Origin of the sequence: Nitrosomonas communis (genome assembly GCF_001007935.1) — a bacterium.
Classification (GTDB): Bacteria; Pseudomonadota; Gammaproteobacteria; order Burkholderiales; family Nitrosomonadaceae; genus Nitrosomonas; species Nitrosomonas communis.
The window spans coordinates 3,823,425-3,841,327 of sequence record NZ_CP011451.1 but is presented as its reverse complement, the minus strand read 5'-3'; the positions used below and the strand labels follow the sequence as shown (position 1 = coordinate 3,841,327).

Genomic DNA, 17,903 nt, shown 5'->3' with positions numbered 1-17,903 from the left:
TAACCACGAACCAGAATTTCTCTATGCGTCAAGCCCAAGTTACACGTAATACGCTGGAAACTCAAATTACTGTCGAAATCCATCTGGATGGCAGCGGTCAAGCGACACTGGATACCGGCGTACCTTTCCTTGATCATATGCTTGATCAGATCGCACGTCATGGCATGATTGATTTAACAATAAAAGCGAAAGGTGATTTACATATCGATGCTCATCATACAGTGGAAGACATTGGTATCACCTTGGGACAGGCATTAGCCCAAGCGTTCGGGAACAAAAAAGGCATACGTCGCTACGGACATGCTTATGTGCCGCTCGATGAGGCATTGTCAAGAGTAGTCATTGATCTATCGGGCCGTCCTGGCATGGCATTCCACGTTGAATTTGTTCGTGCGCGTATTGGTGAATTTGATGTAGATCTGGTACACGAGTTTTTTCAGGGTCTAGTCAATCATGCCATGATCACCTTGCACATCGATAACCTCTCAGGTAATAATGCTCACCATCAGGCAGAAACTATTTTTAAGGCATTTGGGCGCGCTTTGCGCATGGCATTAGAAGTCGATCCGCGTGCTATCGATTTGATTCCTTCCACAAAAGGTTCTTTGTAAACTTCTTCATTTTTTCACATCAAGTATGACTGATATCGCCATTGTTGATTACGGAATGGGTAATTTACGTTCGGTATCTAAAGCGCTCGAGCATGTTGCGCCCACCGCTTCCATTGTCGTAACCAGTGACCCATCCGTTGTGCAAAAAGCGTCACGCATTGTTGTTCCGGGTCAAGGGGCGATGCCTAATTGCATGCGTGAACTAACGGGTCATGGATTAAAGGATGCTGTGCTGGAAGCAGCCAGGAATAAACCTTTTCTTGGCATCTGCCTGGGTTTGCAAATGTTATTTGATGAAAGTGAAGAAGGAAATGTAAAAGGCTTAGGGATCTTACCTGGCAAAGTGCGTCATTTCTCGCATGATGCAATGATAGATTCTGATAAAAATAAGCTCAAAATTCCTCACATGGGCTGGAATCAGGTGCATCAAACCATCCAGCACGCATTGTGGAATGGTATTTCCAATGATGCGCGCTTTTATTTTGTGCATAGCTATTATGTAGAACCAGTGAACTCGGAAATAACAGCTGCTTATACGCTTTATCCAACTCCATTTACCTGTGCCATCGCTAAGGACAATATTTTTGCTGTTCAATTTCATCCGGAAAAGAGTCAGTTGGCAGGTTTGACGTTATTAAGTAATTTTACCAAGTGGGAGCCGCATTCAAATCGTTAGTACCATCTAATCTAATTTATATTACTTATGGTTTTTTCAGTCCGCTATTTTTATTCTTAATTATTTATCCAGACAACATATGTTGATTATTCCTGCAATAGATATTAAAGATGGGCAATGCGTACGTCTTAAACAAGGAGTCATGGATGACGCAACCGTATTCTCTGAAAACCCTGAGGATATGGCTCGGCATTGGTTGGAACAAGGCGCACGTCGATTACATTTAGTTGATTTAAATGGTGCCTTTGCTGGCAAGCCAAAGAATGAATCAGTTATTCGTGCTATTGTTAAGGCAATTGATGGAAGCATTCCGATCCAGCTCGGTGGGGGAATTCGTGATCTGGAAACCATCGAGCGTTATCTGGATAATGGTATTAGTTATATCATTATTGGAACAGCTGCGGTAAAAATACCCGGGTTTTTGCATGATGCGTGCTATGCTTTCCCTGGTCAGATTATGGTAGGTCTTGACGCTAAGGAGGGTAAGGTGGCAGTGGATGGCTGGTCCAAAGTGACTGGCCATGATGTTGTCGATCTGGCGAAAAAGTTTGAAGATTATGGGGTTGAGGCGATTATTTATACTGACATCGGTCGTGACGGCATGCTGGCTGGTATCAATATCGAGGCAACAATAGCATTGGCGCGGAAACTGACTGTTCCGGTAGTCGCCAGTGGTGGCATTACCAATCTGGATGATATTAAAACACTTTGTGAAATTGAGTCAGAAGGCATCATGGGTGCGATTACTGGGCGTGCTATCTATGAGGGTACACTGGATTTTAAAAAGGCACAACTACTGGCTGATGAACTAAGTGCAATGGTTTGATAAAAATAACATGATGTCGTGAATGGAATTCAGGCCTATTCACATATTTCCTTCCTCTTCTTATTCGATATTATAAAGGTCTCCGGATTCATGGGTCTTGCCAAACGAATTATTCCGTGTCTTGATGTCAATAATGGACGTGTTGTCAAGGGAGTTAATTTTATTTCACTCCGGGACGCAGGTGATCCTGTGGAAATAGCGCGCCGCTATGATGAGCAGGGTGCTGATGAGCTTGTTTTTCTGGATATTACCGCCAGTTCTGATAATCGCGATTTGATTCTGCATATTGTGGAAGAGGTGGCGGCCCAGGTCTTCATTCCACTCACTGTCGGTGGAGGAGTACGTAAAGTGGAGGATGTCCGTCGGCTGTTAAATGCAGGCGCTGACAAGGTGAGCGTCAACACTTCTGCGGTGCTCAATCCGCAATTGGTAGCAGATGCAGCAAGTCATTACGGCTCGCAGTGCATCGTGGTCGCGATAGATGCCAAACATGTCATGAACAATCAGCACTCCGGTCCCCGTTGGGAGGTATTTACTCATGGCGGTCGTAACGCAACAGGGCTTGATGCGATTGAATGGGCTAAAAAAATGCAGACACTCGGTGCAGGTGAAATTTTACTAACCAGTATGGACAGAGACGGCACACGCCATGGATTTGATCTGGCCCTGACTCACGCCATTTCAGACGCAATCGATTTGCCGGTAATTGCGAGTGGTGGGGTAGGTAGTCTGGATCACCTCGTTGAGGGGGTTCTACAAGGACATGCAGATGCAGTACTGGCGGCCAGCATTTTTCATTATGGTCAGCATACGATCCAGGAAGCCAAGCAATATTTGGCAAAGCATGGAATTGAAGTACGTTTGTAATACACAAACAATAGCATTTTAAAATATCTTATTAAGATGAACTTTTATGTCGGATGCTTGGCTAAATAAAATAAACTGGTCTGCAGATGGGTTAATACCTGTTATTGCACAGGATGAAAAGAGCGGTAAAGTATTAATGGTAGCGTGGATGAATCGAGAGGCTGTTAAATTGACTGTCGAAACAGGTGAGGCTGTTTATTGGTCGCGTTCCCGCAAGAAAATTTGGCACAAAGGAGAAGAGTCTGGCCATGTGCAAAAGGTAAAAGCAATTTATCTGGATTGTGACGAGGATGTGATATTACTTGCCATCGAGCAAATAGGGGGGATTGCCTGTCACACAGGCAGGCAGAGTTGTTTTTTTAATAAATTGGAAGGAGATCAGTGGGTAGTGGTAACGCCCATTATTAAGGATCCGACGGAGATCTATAAGCAATGACTGATTCATCTATACTTCATCGTCTGGCAGAAACGATCGAGGCGCGTAAAACGACTGATTCCTCCAATTCTTATGTGGTAAAACTGCTCACCAGTGGTCAGGATAAGATACTCAAAAAAATTGCCGAAGAGGCTGCAGAAACAATCATGGCTTCAAAGGACGAGAATACAGCGCATGTTGTTTATGAAATGGCAGATTTGTGGTTTCATTGTCTAGTATTGCTGGCCCATCACGGATTAAAACCAGAGGATGTGCTGCGCGAATTAGAACGACGAGAAGGTATTTCGGGTATTGAAGAAAAACTATCGCGTAAAACAGGTCAATAAATGGAAGAGTGTATTTTTTGCAAGATTGTGCAAGGAGAAATTCCTGCCAATAAAGTGTTTGAAGATCAGGATTTTGTTGCGTTCCATGATATTCATCCGGCTGCACCCGTTCATTTCCTGCTGATACCCAAGCGACATATCAGCTCACTGTATGATGTGAGCGAAGCAGATCAGCCGCTATTAGGGAAGATGTTATGGCTGATTCCCCAGTTGGCAAAAGAGCAAGGGTGTGTCAATGGATTTCGTACCATTATCAATACAGGACGGGTAGGCGGTCAGGAAGTGCTCCATCTTCATATTCATATCATTGCAGGGAAAGATCGTTTGCCCACGATGATTCATCATGGGTAATCTAGATTTATTAAAAGGATAAACAATGGGAACATTTAGCATTTGGCATTGGCTGGTAGTGTTAGCGATTGTCGTGTTGGTTTTCGGTACGAAAAAGCTGCGTAATTTGGGCAGTGACCTCGGAAATGCAGTCAGAGGATTTAAGGAAGGTATGAAAGGTGCTGATGAAGATAATACACCATCTTCTTCTCAGTCTCCGCAGATCACCCATCACTCTGCCGAAGCAGGTGTCAAAGAGAAGAATGAAATTAAATTATGATATCATTGCGTTGCACAGGGCTTATGATATTGATATTGGTGAGTACTATCAGTAAAGAATACATATTAGCAGTTTTTTGCCCGATAGCTCCTTCGGCAAAGTAATCGGTTAGGAGGAAATGAGGCATGTTTGATGTCAGCTTTACAGAAATGCTCGTCATTTTGATTGTAGCACTCATTGTAATCGGACCAGAACGACTTCCTCGGGTAGCGCGTACCATGGGGCACTTACTAGGACGTGCACGACGGTATGTGGATAGCGTCAAGAATGATATTCGCTACGAGATAGAACTCGAAGAATTAAGGCGTTTAAAAAATTCTGTCCAGGAGACGACCCATTCCATCGAACAAACTGTGAGGAAGGAATTTGATCAAATAGAGAATGCTGTTGATATCAATGCTGCAGAAAAGATAACAAAACCAGCACTGATTGAGATCGAGCAAACTGGCGCTTCCACAGAAAAGACAATAGCTGTTCAGAGTCAAGCTCTGCCTTCACAACAGACTTCAGAATCAAATAAAAGCAATACCGTATTCTGAAAAATATTATGCTTTTCAATGGCTATTTCAGCTTGACGAGCTGCTTGATAGCGTAACTGTCAAGTTTAGCACTCACTATTCACCCAGTCTGATTTATCATGAGCTTATGAATGACGAGAGTACCTTTATTTCACATCTAGTGGAATTACGTAGCAGGTTGATTCGTATATTTTCTGTGTTAGTACTCGGTTTTTTACCTTGCGCTTACTTTGCGCGCGATCTTTATACTATCCTGGCGCAACCTTTGCTGGAGAAGCTTCCATTAGGTGGACAAATGATTGCCACAGCAGTCACCACACCTTTTTTTATACCCATGCAAGTGGCTCTGATGACAGCTTTCTTGATAACCTTGCCCCATACGCTTTATCAGATTTGGGCTTTTGTCGCACCCGGACTGTATTCCCATGAGAAGCGCCTGTTTTTGCCACTTGTTATCGTGAGCAGCTTATTATTTTTCATAGGGATGGCATTTGCTTATTTGGTTGCATTGCCGCTGGTATTTGAGTTTATTGTTTATTTTGCACCTGAAGGGGTGGCGGTTATGACCGATATTGGCGAATATCTCGGTTTTGTCCTTACCATGTTCCTAACCTTTGGCATTACTTTTGAAGTTCCTGTGTTCGTTATCGTACTTGTTCGGACAGAGGTCATCTCGTTGGCAAAGATGAAAAAGGTGCGCCCTTATGTTTTAGTCGGCGCCTTTGTGATCGGTGCGATTTTTACGCCTCCTGATGTGATTTCACAGTTTATGCTGGCAGTGCCGCTCTATTTACTTTACGAACTAGGTATATTCCTTGCTGGCTTAACGAGTAAACCCGCGAACCCGGTGTCAGATCAACAAATGGTCAATAGTGTAAATAATCCGGCTATGAGCAAAAAAGACGAGTAGCTCCAATGCAATTAGATTATGCCTAATTACCTACTTTTATTTTTCCCGCTTTTTTACCTAATCAGCATCGCCAGGTAGATACAAACAAGTTTGCAGTAATGACTGTGAGTTGCCCTAAATTCTTTCTTTTGGAAATGTTGAAACAATCAGATCAGGATGGTGTTTAATTCGATTGCTAAATCAAAACCGGCTTTGTCGGCTTCACTTTGCCGTATGATTGATGCAGTCTGCGGCTCGCCTTCGCTTCATCTTTGATTTGGAAATGGAATAAATCCATCGAAACGTGGTTATTCATGATGAAACTACTTGCTATCCTCTCTTTTTTATTTTGGTCCGTTACAGGTGCTGAGCATAGCCAGGCAGATGAGCTCGCTAATCAAACTCGGGTAATTCAGGCTAAGATTGAGACATTGAATGGTGGGGAAGAAACCCCGCAAAAAAAGCAACTTAAAGAGATTTATCTCGATACTCAACAGGTATTGCTTGACCACCAGGAATACCTCAAAAGAACCCAACTTTGTTCGCAGCAGCTAAAAGAATATCCACAGCAGCTTGAGATACTGAGAAAGCAGAAAGACAAAGCGATTTCGCTCACATTTAATGCCACAGCGTTGGCAGGATTGTCTTTAAGCGAAATGGAGCAGCAGCACGTTATTACTCAAGCAAAATTATCAGAACTACAAAATCAGCAGCACAAACTGACCTCCGAAATTGGGACGCTCCGTCAGCGCACCATTAAAATCCGTGAAGAAATAGACGCAACAAGCAAGACACGTGCATCGCTGGTTGAAAAAGCATCTCTGGCGGCAGACATGCCTGATGAAAAAATTGCCGATGCCTTTAAGATGCTTCAGGAATATCAGAGTCGAGCGCTGACAGACAAGATTCGCATGCTGGAACTGGAAGCTTTAACGTTACCCAAAGCGATTGAAATTGCCACCTTACAGGAAAAGCTGACACTTAATCCAGAGATCCAAATGCTGGTGCAGAAAGTAGAATGGTTAACCAAGCAGATCAACCTGCAAAGAAAAACTGAGACTAAAAAAGTGGTTGAGAAGTCTGAGCAATTGCTAGGTGAAAGTAAATGGAATCCAGCGCTGCTTAAGATAATTAAACATAATGAAGAGCTTGCCGCTAAACTCAGTAATTATGCTGCGCATGCGACTAAATTGATGATGCAAAAGAATCGCAACGAGAATCGGCTTGATTTTATTACAAAAAATTATGCCGCACTTCAGCAGAGACTCGAATTCCAAGAAGAAGATGAAGAATTAGGAACAGAGATCAGAAAACAATTAAAGGAACTATTATCCAAACCTAATATCAGACCAACACAAAAATCACTCAGTAATGCAAAACTGGAATTGTTCCAGCTTGAACAAGAAAAGCTGGAAATGATGAACGATAAAGCTTATTTCAAAAAAATGACGGAAGATTATGCTATTGATGAGCAAACACCTTTTTATCAGGAGATCACAGCAGGATTCCAGGAGCTTAAAGATTCCCGTTTACATATTATCGATCAATTCCAGGAAATATTGCACTCCTATGTTAAAGATTTAGAAGTTTATGTTTCAATTAAGAATCAATTGATTGAGAAAATCAATCAATATGAGCTTTTACTCAAAGAAAACCTGCTGATCACCCGCAGTGCAAGACCAATCGATTTAAATATCAATAACGATCTCAGCGCTGCAGCCGCCTGGCTTGTTTCTGATAAGACGCAAACTGCTCTAGTAAAAACTAGCGAAAAAGTATGGCTGCCAGCTATAGCCATTCTGGCTTTTTCTTTATTGATCGGCTTGATTTTAAAGCGGTTTTATTGGTCTCGCTATCGGGAATGGGAAGAGATTGGAAAAGAGGCCTGGGGAAAAGTCAATCAAGACAAGGCACGCTACCCCATCGGGATGTTGTTGTTCGTAGTGGTTCAATCTTTAGTGATTTCCTTACCGTTATTACTGATTCATCTCGTTCTACAGTACAGTATGAACACTGAAATGAGTCATGCGTTTTCTCTTGCTTTTTATGTGGCTGCTGTGACTGTTTTTCTCTGGTATTTCCTTCTTGAGCTTTGCCAACCAACAGGATTACTCATTACGCAATTCCGATGGCATGCGGATATGGTGAATAAAATGTATAGGGATATCAAGTATTATGCGCCTACTATATTGGTATTAAGTGTTACCATTGCTTTTACAGATGCACTTGCGGATGACGTCGTGCGTAATAGTATCGGAAGAATTGCTTTTATGCTGCTCTGCATAGTATTGGCAGTATTTGCTTTAGGCTGGATGGCGATTACGCCTTCCGGAAAAGTGCTCTATCAAGGAAAAAGTTTTACTTTTATTCAGAATCCGCGTCTGTGGATGTTACTTCTTTTCGTACAGCAAGTGTACATGATTGTCATGGCGGCAAGAGGCTATTACTTCGCTGCATTGTATCAAAGTATTCTGATCTTCCAATCAGTCATCTTGATCATACTGTGTAGTCTGGTTTTTTTCCTGAGCTACCGTAGTCTATTAATTGCCCAACGTAGAATTGCGTTTAAAAGAGCCATTGCCAAACGGGAAGAAGTGCTTGCCCTGCGCGCAACGGCTGGAAAAAGTGAAACTGAGTTCGTGGATGACAACTACATTGATATTGAATCAATTAGCACACAATCAGCTACTTTATTAAAAATCAGTGTATGGGGATTGCTGATTGGTGGCTTAAGCGTCATCTGGTATGAAATGCTACCGGCGTTGGGATTTCTGGAAGATATTGTTGTCTGGCGAACCTCGATTATGAGGGAAGGTGAAGCGGTCGTGCGCTTGATCACGTTGGAAACATTGCTGGTGGCATTGATCATTCTGAGCCTGGTCATGGTGGCTGCGCATAATTTACCCGGTACGCTGGAACTTTTAGTTCTTCGACATTTATCCTTGAATACGGGTACCGGATACGCGATTACCACACTACTCAGATATGCTATTATCATTATCGGTGTGATGGTTACATTCCAAATGCTCGGTATGGAGTGGTCCAATATTCAATGGCTGGTTGCAGCATTGGGTGTCGGCCTGGGTTTTGGTTTGCAGGAAATCGTGGCTAATTTTGTCTCCGGACTTATTCTGCTATTTGAGCGTCCTATCAGAATAGGCGATCTTGTCACATTGAATGATGTGACCGGTACAGTCAGCAAGATTAATATCCGTGCGACAACTTTGATCGATGCTGATCGAAAGGAAGTCGTGGTACCTAATAAAACATTTATTACTCAGCAGTTGTTAAACTGGACTCTCAGTGATCAGGTCACGCGTATCAAAATACCTGTGGGCATTGCTTATGGATCTGATTGTGACAGGGCTAGAACATTGCTACTGGAAATTGCCAAAAATCATCCTTTGGTTCTACGTGAACCGGAGCCCGTCGCCTTATTTCAGGGATTTGGCGCAAGCTCGCTGGATTTCGAATTGAGGGTTTATGCGGGTCAGCTTTCAGATCGACAGGATCTGGCTCATGATTTGAACATGGAGATTAATCGTCGTTTTGCTGAAGAAAAAATCAACATTGCATTCCCGCAATTGGATATTCACCTATATCGCAAGAATAATAATACGGAAATATCTAAATAAGCATGCAAGAAGAGAACAATAAAATATTGAGATATCGCAAAAAAAGATGATGAGCATTGAAATTCTGAGCACATGAGTATATTGTACAGGCCAACGTTATGGTTCGTGCAGCATAAACAGGCCAATGTGTCAATTGAATATAGAGGAAAAGCAAGTGGAGCATCAATTATGATTTACTTTATTAGTAATAGGGTATACTGACTCATCTGGCCCATCGCATGATGACCCGGGAATCTTATGCTCAAATCACCATCTCCACCACTCTTGTTTGAATTAAAGAAATATTAATTTATATCAACAAATTTATGGTACGAGTAATTACGATATTACCTACTGCCCGGACGATTAATTCCCATTCCACATCAAAAAATAACGAGAAGGCGCGAGCCGCAGACAGGATCAATCATACGGCAAGGAAGCCGACAAAGTCGTTTTTACTTTAGATATAGTGTAGGGTATTGTGATGGATGGATATTCTTCATTTTTGATAGTGAATGATTTGCTTATCTGAATGTCGGATTAATAAAAAAAGTGCTTATGAAATCAGATAGAAGCCGCTACAGGTTTATAAAGTATTTCCTGATTATATGCATCCCCCTTCTTCTATCACTTGCAATCGTATTGTCGCTTCTGTTCGATGCTCACGATGATGCAAATTATGCAATTATTGAGGCGAACGAGCGATTGTCTGCACAACTGGGTGAGAAGGCCATCGAGTATACATTCGGTGTATTACGAGGTGATGCTCTTTATCTTGCAGAGCTTTCTTCATTGCGGCAATGGCTGGATACGGGTGACTCCGCAGCCTATTCACGCCTGACCGAAGATATGATAACTTTTTTGGACTCTCGCCAACTTTATGGAAAAGTTCGTTTCATCGATAAGCAAGGTCAGGAAATAACACGTATCCATAATTATCAAGGTAAGCCAACAATAACACCGCAAGAGCAGCTACAAAACCAATTTGAACTCGACTTTGTGCAGAAAACGCTTGCCCTGAGTGCAAAGAGCATTTATATATCTCCGTTTGAACCCACTATCGAGCGTGGCGTTATTGCACAACCCATCAAACCAACGGTACGATTCAGTGCACCCGTTTTTGATAGTAACAACGAACTACGCGGTCTCATCGTCCTTAACTATAAAGGGGAGAGATTAATGAGACGCCTGCGAGCCATTTCTGATATTTCCGTGGGCGAGCTGGGATTAGTTAACGACCAGGGAAGATGGTTACTAGAACCTCATCCGGCAGGGGAACTCGGCTTTATGTTCCGAAGTCAAGGAACAGAAAACCTTGAGAAAAAATTTGGTGAAGAGATATGGTCATTTATTTCGCGTGATGCACCCATCGGCCAATGGATGCATGAAAAGGGACTTTTTACTTACGTTAAGATAAATTTGTCAAAAATACAAAGCCCTAAGTCAGATTTAAATATCGAAACTGGCGAAACATGGGTTTTAGTTTCTTACGTCTCCCCAAAAATTATTGCTGCGAGTGTTGCTGAATATGGTCGTAATCTGGCTTTGGTAGGCGCACTGCTAACGATATTACTTGTGCTGTTAAGTGGAATAGTCGCCCATTATGCACTACAACGTCGGAGGGCGGAGGGCCGCGTGCAAAGAAGCGAACTCCAGTTTCGTAGATTACTCGAATCCGCACCCGAGGCTATCCTTCTGGTGGATCAGGCTGGACAGATTGCTTTAATGAATTCTCAGACCGAGAAGTGGTTTGGCTATAACCGTAGTGAGTTAGTGGGTCAATCAGCGCTACAACTTATACCAGAACGGTTTCATCAAGCGCATCCGTTTCTCCCACATCAATTTATTGCTGATGCAGGAACTCAGGCAGTTAGCAGTGGGATGGAACTTTATGGCAGGCGCAAGGATGGCAGTGAATTTCCGATTGAAATCAGCGTAAATCCCCTTGAGACAGAGCAAGGTACCTTGACTACCAGTATTATTCGTGATATTTCCGCTCGTAAGGAAGCACAAATAGCCAGGAAACGGGTTCAGGAACGTTATCGCGAGCTACTGAATAATCTGCCTGTTGGCGTTTTCCGCAGTCTGCCTGATGCAAAAGGAAGCTTTCTCGAAATAAACCCTACCATGGTTAATTTGTTCGAAGCTGAATCCACCGAGCAGCTGCTCGCCCACTCTTTTGGTGAATTTTATTGTGAGCTTGCTGAACGTAAGGCACTAATGGGTAAAGTTTTACTCCAAGGGTATGTTTATGGAGAAGAGGTGCGCTTGAAAACACTAAAAGGTCGGGAATTCTATGCTGGATTGACGGCAGTGATGAAAAAGGATGAAATTATTGGTATCTATTTTGATGGCATTGTAGAAGATATCAGTGTACGCAAGGAAAGTGAGTGGCAGATTAAGCTGTTGAATGAGAATCTTCGATTCCGCACTAACGAGTTAGAAGCGATCAATCACGAACTGGAAGCATTTAGTTATTCTGTCTCCCATGATTTACGAGCCCCTTTACGCGCATTGGATGGTTTCAGTCGCACTTTGCTCGATGAGTATGCTGATCAGCTCGATCAACGCGGGCGTGACCGGCTTAAGCGAATACGGCTGGCTGCGCAGCGCATGGCTGAGCTCATTGATAGTTTGCTCAAATTATCACGCGTCACTCGTACCGAACTTAAGTGGGAGAGGGTCAATCTAACGTCGCTTGCAAATGAAATACTAGCTACGCTGCAACAGATGGAACCTGATCGAAAAGTGCGATATACGGTACAATCCGGTTTGATTGTCCGTGGTGATGCGCAATTACTGCACATCATGCTGGATAATCTGCTGAGTAATGCTTGGAAATTTTCCGCTCACAACCCACAGGCTTTGATTGAAGTTGGATGCAACATAAAAAAAGGAAGGATGATTTATTTTATCCGAGATAATGGTGTTGGTTTCGATATGACCTATGCTGATAAATTATTTGGTGTTTTTCAACGATTGCATGATCCGCACGAATTCCCGGGTACCGGTATCGGACTTGCCACTGTACAACGCGTAATTCATAAGCATGGTGGAGATATTTGGGCGGAGAGTACTATTGATCAAGGATCGACTTTTTATTTCACATTAAATGAGAAGGAAATATATGAACACTGAAGTAATAATGCTGGTAGAGGACAATCAAGACGATGCTACACTCACGATCGATGCACTGCAAGCTAACCATATCCGTAATAAGATATTTTTAGCAAAAAATGGTGTGGAGGCGCTTGATTACCTGTTTGGGCAAGGAGTGTATGAAGGACGGAGTCCTACCCAACTACCGGTACTTATGCTACTCGATCTTAAACTGCCGAAGGTAGATGGATTAGAAGTATTACGTCGCGTTCGTGCTGATGAACACGCACGTCTGATACCGATTGTGATCTTGACTTCCTCCAATGAGGATGAAGATCGACTCAAAGCGTATTCCCTGGGAACCAATAGCTATGTACGCAAACCAGTGGATTACGATGATTTTCTCAGGGTAGCCGGGCAGCTTGGGCAATACTGGTTGTCAGTGAATGAACCACCCTATAAACTCTAGCTGTATATAGAGTACAAAGTACAGAGGAACCAGGTATGTCAACTACCCGGAAACAACATATGCAATTACCATTATTGCGCTTCTTGTTCATAGAGGATGCAGAAGATGATGCTTTATTGCTAATTGATTATTTTGAGTCACAAGGGCTCAAGTTTGATTGGCAACGGGTAGACACTGAAAAAGGTGTGATCGCAGAATTACAGAAGCCGTGGGATATTATCTTTTCGGATTATTCCATGCCTGGGTTTAGTGGCATTCGGGCGCTGGAAATCGTTCGCCAGCGAGATGCTGATATTCCTTTTATTTTCATTTCAGGTGCGATCGGTGAAGATGTGGCAGTAGAAGCCATGAAACTGGGCGCTCAAGATTATGTCATGAAGGGAAATCTCAACCGTTTGCTCCCTGCTGTCAATCGCGAGCTGCAAGAAACTCAGAAACGCCGGGAGCACCGTGAATTCAATCAGTTACTGCGTAAATTGTCGCTGGCAGTCAATCAAGCAACTGACAGTATATTTATCACCGACCCCGCAGGTCGTATCGAATATGTTAACCCAGCCTTTGAGAAGCAAACAGGTTATAGCGCTGAAGAAGTTAAAGGAAAAACGCCTGCGTTTCTTTACTCGGGTCTCCATGGCGACAATTTTTATTTGCAACTATGGCAAACTATCTCGAGTGGTCAGGTTTATCAGCGCACCTTTGTTAACCGACATAAAAATGGGGAGTTATTTTACGAGGAACAAGTTATCACCCCTTTGAAGGATGAACAAGGCCATATCACTCACTTTGTTTCTACTGGAAGAGATATCACTTCTCGCATTAAAGTAGAAGAAGAGCGCACGCGGCTAACCGCCATATTAAATGCCACTCCCGATTTGGTCGCTATTTTTGAGCCGGAGGGTCATTTACGCTATCTGAATGAATCAGGGCGTCGATTGCTGGAGCTGAGTGTGGAAAAAGATATCAGCCGGTATACCATCCAGGAATTATTTGCTACGGATAAGAACCAGCAACCATTTGCTGAGATTCTTGCGATAGCTCGGCAGCAGGGTAGCTGGAGTGGCGAAACGCTATTACAGATTCCGGGAAAAAAAGAGCTACCGGTTTCACAGGTAGTGCTTGCCCATAAGGAGAGCGATGATACTATTGAATATTTATCAACGACTGCACGCGATATCTCGGAACGGAAGCGCTTCGAGGCCGAACTGCAGCATCAGGCTACTCACGATCGTTTAACCAGTTTACCAAACCGTTTTTTATTGCTTGAACATTTTGCCTCAGCATTAAAGAATGCTCAACGACACAATTATAATATTGCCGTACTATTTATCGATCTTGATAACTTCAAACGAATCAATGATAGCCTCGGTCATACAGCAGGGGATATCTTGCTTGAACAGCTTGCGCAGCGCCTGCAAAGCTGTATGCGGTCAAATGATACCGTTGCACGCCATGGGGGTGATGAATTTACCATTATCATCAACGAGTTAAAGGATCCTGAAAATATACTGGATGTGCTAAACAAGCTATATAATGCGTTCAAACATCCAGTGATTATTCATAACCACGATGTCTATGTCACGTTCAGTATTGGCATTGCTCTTTATCCACATGATGGTGACCGAATAGAAGATTTATTGCGGCATGCTGATACTGCTATGTACCGCGCAAAGTCGATGGGGCCTAATCAATATTGTTTCTATGCATCGGATATGAATATCCGTGGTCACGAGCTGTTAGCTTTGGAGGCCGATCTGCGACGTGCTGTGGCACAAAATGAATTTGTGCTGCATTATCAGCCGCAGATTGATCTCCATAATAACCGTGTGATTGGAACGGAAGGATTAATTCGATGGCACCATCCGGTGCGTGGGCTCGTGCCTCCGGCTGATTTTATTCCGCTTTTGGAAAGGTCGGGGATGATCATTTCAGTAGGTGAATGGGTCTTGCGCCAGGCTTGCAAAACACATCGTGATTGGCGAGCAGCGGGATTCAACGACATCCGTATTTCTGTTAACGTTTCTGCTACTCAATTTAATGATATCGATTTGCTTGATAAGATACGGTATGCATTACGCGATGAAGAAATGCCCAAGCATGCGCTTGAACTGGAAATTACCGAAAATATTTTGATGCGTGATCCAGCTGGCGCGGCCGAAGTACTGGAGTCAATCAATGCATTGGGTGTACGGATCGCTGTGGATGATTTTGGAACAGGTTACTCTTCACTGGCTTATTTGAAACGTTTCCCACTGGATGCACTGAAAATTGATCAGACTTTTATGACTGACTTAACTGATCATTCGGGTGATGCAGCGATCGTTGAGGCGAGTATTTCTCTTGCGCATAAGCTTGATATGGAAGTAACAGCAGAAGGTGTAGAAACGAGTGGCCAACTTGAATTCCTGCGTAGACACGATTGTGATCTGGTGCAAGGGTATTATTTTTGTCGACCTTTACCCATGCCTGAACTTGCCAATGTATTACATGAAAAAAACAAAGTGAGTTGATAATGCTTTCGTAAGGAGAGATAAGCTCTGGTATCTTTGAAGGACTGACTTAACAATTTAATTCCATTTCCCAATCAAAACCGGCTTTGTCGGCTTCACCTTGCCGTATACTGATACAGCCTGCGGTTCGCCTTCACGTCATGTTTGATTGGGAAATGGAATAAACGATAATTTTCTGTAGTTCATTTCATTTAATTTCTTTCAGACTAGACGACCATTGCTGACGGATATAATATACAAGTCGCCAGTCTTCAATTCAGCAATATAAAAAGCAGTCATTGAGTACAACTGTAACTGAGGGAGTTTTTCCGATGGAACAGATGATCCCTTTAAAATGCACCTGAGCGATTGTATTTTTTTCTTATAAAACAAATGCTTGTTAAGTATTTTAAAATATATTTTGCTCCGCATTTTATACCTTGCTCCGCAAAAGTTTACTTAGTTGGGGTAACCTTATTACCTTTTCTATCTCTCACATAATGCTCAGTCATGGTGACGCTCTTATGGCCAAGCTGTTTTTGAGCTTGCCTAATATCACCAGATGAATCTGCTTTATCTGTTCCAGCTTTAGCCCTCAAATCCCTAAACTGAAATTTATCTTTATCGATTCCGGCTTTGTCTCTTGCTTTATAAAAAGCATAATTAGTGCCAGTCCGAAAACCCCATTTTTTCACCAGTAATCTGCTTAATTTTTAAGTGCCTTTGTAAAAATGCAACGAAACCATACATCCAAAAAAGCCTCTGATTGTATTTTTGTGAGGCATGGCATGAAAAATACGGTTTCTACCCAGCACTCACCACTGATTGCTCGCAATCAGGCGGTTTTTTGCGTTAGCGGGAGAGCTTAAGCTGCTTGTTGGTGCTTTAAATTACGTTTTATCGCTTTGCGCTCACGCTCCACATCCTGCTGCCATAGAATATTACCTATTCGGCGGATATTTCTGGCGACAATAGCCAGTGCAACGTAACGTTTAAAACCACCCATGCCATGATCTGGGCATTTGTCTAGTCCGTGCACCTGCAGCGCATTGATTGCTGACTCTACTGCTGAGTGCGCACGACGGGCTTTAACAAATTCTTCCATTTGTTCTATTGCTTTGCGCTCTTTGGATAGTTTGCCTTTTTTGGGCAGCGTAACCTGCTCAAGATGTTGGGCTAATTCAGCCTGGTTAGCAGGTGAATGAAAACCTTTATCGAAGCTGCAGGCATTGAGTATGGGAAAGCGTTTTTTAGCTTGCGTGACCATGTTTACCGCAATTTGATCATCGGTTTGTCTTTCCATTACGTGATGGTGCAAGATGAATTGATGCTGGTCTTCCAGAATGCACACTTTGACGCCTAACTCGACAGGCACACCGGCTTTGCCTTTACTGACCCATTCGGTGTGGGGTTCAAAAATGGAGAATACTTTTTCCTGGTGAGGAATGATTTCGCCTTTGATAACACGACGCTCAATTTGGTCTATTTGGCGCTTGGCATGTTGGAGGTAGTCTTCAATTTCAATCTTTTGCAGCAACTCGCGCGTAGCAGTTGTAACCAGCTTGGTTAAGGTGGTTTGAATTTTGTTCACGTAACATTGGGCTTGCTCAATATAGGCCTGATACGCTTGAATCGTTTGTAGGTTGCTTTGTTGGTCTGCGGCTTTGCGGCGCTTCTTGCTCTGTGCATTGCGCATAAGTCGTTTTAATTGACGTAGATTGTAGCGATATTGCCCCCAGTCGCTTAAGTGCTGGCTTTCGCACCAGCGCGCCGTCAGCGTAATCGCTTTGCGCAGGGCGCTTTCGTCCTTTTTTATGAGGATATGCCCTCCCTCGACGATGATCTGGTTTAATCTGTCCAGCAATTCTGGCGTGAACAAACTGACATTCTCCACCAGGGTTTGATAGGCATATTTCTTGTCTTCATCGTACAGACTATGCCCCAACATTGCGCGCAAGGTCCTGTGCTGGTTGACCAATTCGTGCAGACGGTCATAATCAGCATTTAAGTCCAGCCGTAATACGCCACATACCAGGACACTCCATAGGGTCATGCCAGGACGACCATTGTGCTTATCCACCTTGGGGGCAATTTCACTTTCCAGTAAGGCAAAAACTTTGTGGCACAATGCCTCATCCAGGTACAGGTGCTGTAAGCCGCGCAGTATCCTCGGAATATCATCTCGTGATCTCAAGTCAAATTTGATGTGGGATACATCAATTTCACCTAATTCCATCTGGGAAGTTTGGGTTACGCGCATTTGATTTCCACTTGAACGAAGTTTGTCTTTGAGGACAATATTTTCGCTGATTTGAATCGAAGTTTGAAATTGTTTTGCTTGAAAATACGCCAAAACCACCTAATAACGGCACTTTCACTCAATTTTTCAGCAATCTTCTTTTCTTGAATTAGACGCAACCCTATGTTTATTATAGAAGAAGAGGGTTTTCGGGCCGACACTAATTAAGCATGTTAT

The 17,903-nt window shown here is 43.1% G+C and carries 16 protein-coding genes; 14 read left to right on the top strand and 2 right to left on the bottom strand.

Features of this window, described 5'->3' with window-relative positions:
* Positions 1 to 23 precede the first annotated feature (23 nt).
* From hisB to AAW31_RS17360, 14 genes are all read left to right on the top strand, one after another.
* The gene (gene hisB, locus AAW31_RS17425) at positions 24 to 611 is read left to right on the top strand and encodes an imidazoleglycerol-phosphate dehydratase HisB (protein ID WP_046851215.1); all 588 of its coding nucleotides are present in this window, start codon (positions 24 to 26) and stop codon (positions 609 to 611) included.
* A 25-nt stretch (positions 612 to 636) separates the two neighbouring features.
* Complete coding sequence (hisH, locus tag AAW31_RS17420; protein ID WP_046851214.1) at positions 637 to 1,287, top strand: imidazole glycerol phosphate synthase subunit HisH; 651 nt, start codon at positions 637 to 639, stop codon at positions 1,285 to 1,287.
* A 79-nt stretch (positions 1,288 to 1,366) separates the two neighbouring features.
* The gene (gene hisA / locus AAW31_RS17415) at positions 1,367 to 2,113 is read left to right on the top strand and encodes a 1-(5-phosphoribosyl)-5-[(5-phosphoribosylamino)methylideneamino]imidazole-4-carboxamide isomerase (protein WP_046851213.1); all 747 of its coding nucleotides are present in this window, start codon (positions 1,367 to 1,369) and stop codon (positions 2,111 to 2,113) included.
* Between the two features lie 90 nt (positions 2,114 to 2,203).
* Positions 2,204 to 2,980 carry an imidazole glycerol phosphate synthase subunit HisF gene (gene hisF / locus AAW31_RS17410; protein WP_046851923.1) on the top strand — a complete coding sequence of 259 codons (777 nt, stop codon included), beginning with the start codon at positions 2,204 to 2,206 and terminating at the stop codon, positions 2,978 to 2,980.
* A gap of 46 nt (positions 2,981 to 3,026) precedes the next feature.
* The gene (gene hisI / locus AAW31_RS17405) at positions 3,027 to 3,416 is read left to right on the top strand and encodes a phosphoribosyl-AMP cyclohydrolase (RefSeq protein WP_046851212.1); all 390 of its coding nucleotides are present in this window, start codon (positions 3,027 to 3,029) and stop codon (positions 3,414 to 3,416) included.
* Positions 3,413 to 3,742 carry a phosphoribosyl-ATP diphosphatase gene (locus tag AAW31_RS17400; protein WP_046851211.1) on the top strand — a complete coding sequence of 110 codons (330 nt, stop codon included), beginning with the start codon at positions 3,413 to 3,415 and terminating at the stop codon, positions 3,740 to 3,742. The genes hisI and AAW31_RS17400 overlap by 4 nt, the downstream gene beginning before the upstream one ends.
* Complete coding sequence (locus tag AAW31_RS17395; RefSeq protein WP_046851210.1) at positions 3,743 to 4,093, top strand: histidine triad nucleotide-binding protein; 351 nt, start codon at positions 3,743 to 3,745, stop codon at positions 4,091 to 4,093.
* A gap of 25 nt (positions 4,094 to 4,118) precedes the next feature.
* Entirely contained in the window at positions 4,119 to 4,352 is a 234-nt protein-coding gene (tatA, locus tag AAW31_RS17390) for a Sec-independent protein translocase subunit TatA (RefSeq protein WP_046851209.1), read from the top strand.
* Between the two features lie 125 nt (positions 4,353 to 4,477).
* Positions 4,478 to 4,891 (top strand): Sec-independent protein translocase protein TatB, encoded by a 414-nt coding sequence (tatB, locus tag AAW31_RS17385; RefSeq protein WP_046851208.1) that lies wholly within the window; start codon positions 4,478 to 4,480, stop codon positions 4,889 to 4,891.
* A 106-nt stretch (positions 4,892 to 4,997) separates the two neighbouring features.
* Positions 4,998 to 5,780: a twin-arginine translocase subunit TatC gene (gene tatC / locus AAW31_RS17380; RefSeq protein ID WP_082110512.1), complete on the top strand. Its 783-nt coding sequence runs from the start codon at positions 4,998 to 5,000 to the stop codon at positions 5,778 to 5,780.
* A gap of 293 nt (positions 5,781 to 6,073) precedes the next feature.
* Positions 6,074 to 9,394: a mechanosensitive ion channel domain-containing protein gene (locus tag AAW31_RS17375; RefSeq protein WP_046851207.1), complete on the top strand. Its 3,321-nt coding sequence runs from the start codon at positions 6,074 to 6,076 to the stop codon at positions 9,392 to 9,394.
* Between the two features lie 621 nt (positions 9,395 to 10,015).
* Positions 10,016 to 12,511: a sensor histidine kinase gene (locus AAW31_RS17370; RefSeq protein ID WP_052752342.1), complete on the top strand. Its 2,496-nt coding sequence runs from the start codon at positions 10,016 to 10,018 to the stop codon at positions 12,509 to 12,511.
* The gene (locus AAW31_RS17365) at positions 12,501 to 12,941 is read left to right on the top strand and encodes a response regulator (protein ID WP_046851205.1); all 441 of its coding nucleotides are present in this window, start codon (positions 12,501 to 12,503) and stop codon (positions 12,939 to 12,941) included. The genes AAW31_RS17370 and AAW31_RS17365 overlap by 11 nt, the downstream gene beginning before the upstream one ends.
* Positions 12,942 to 12,976: 35 nt before the next feature.
* Positions 12,977 to 15,448 (top strand): EAL domain-containing protein, encoded by a 2,472-nt coding sequence (locus tag AAW31_RS17360; protein WP_052752341.1) that lies wholly within the window; start codon positions 12,977 to 12,979, stop codon positions 15,446 to 15,448.
* A 434-nt stretch (positions 15,449 to 15,882) separates the two neighbouring features.
* Here the strand turns inward: AAW31_RS17360 and AAW31_RS17350 are convergent, their stop codons facing one another.
* Positions 15,883 to 16,122: a tyrosine-type recombinase/integrase gene (locus AAW31_RS17350; protein WP_235264406.1), complete on the bottom strand. Its 240-nt coding sequence runs from the start codon at positions 16,120 to 16,122 to the stop codon at positions 15,883 to 15,885.
* A gap of 120 nt (positions 16,123 to 16,242) precedes the next feature.
* A protein-coding gene (locus tag AAW31_RS17345; protein ID WP_235264581.1) for an ISNCY family transposase occupies positions 16,243 to 17,687 on the bottom strand; the annotation gives its coding sequence in 2 pieces (ribosomal slippage) (positions 16,243 to 16,316 and positions 16,316 to 17,687; 1,446 coding nt in all).
* Between the last annotated feature and the right edge of the window lie 216 nt (positions 17,688 to 17,903).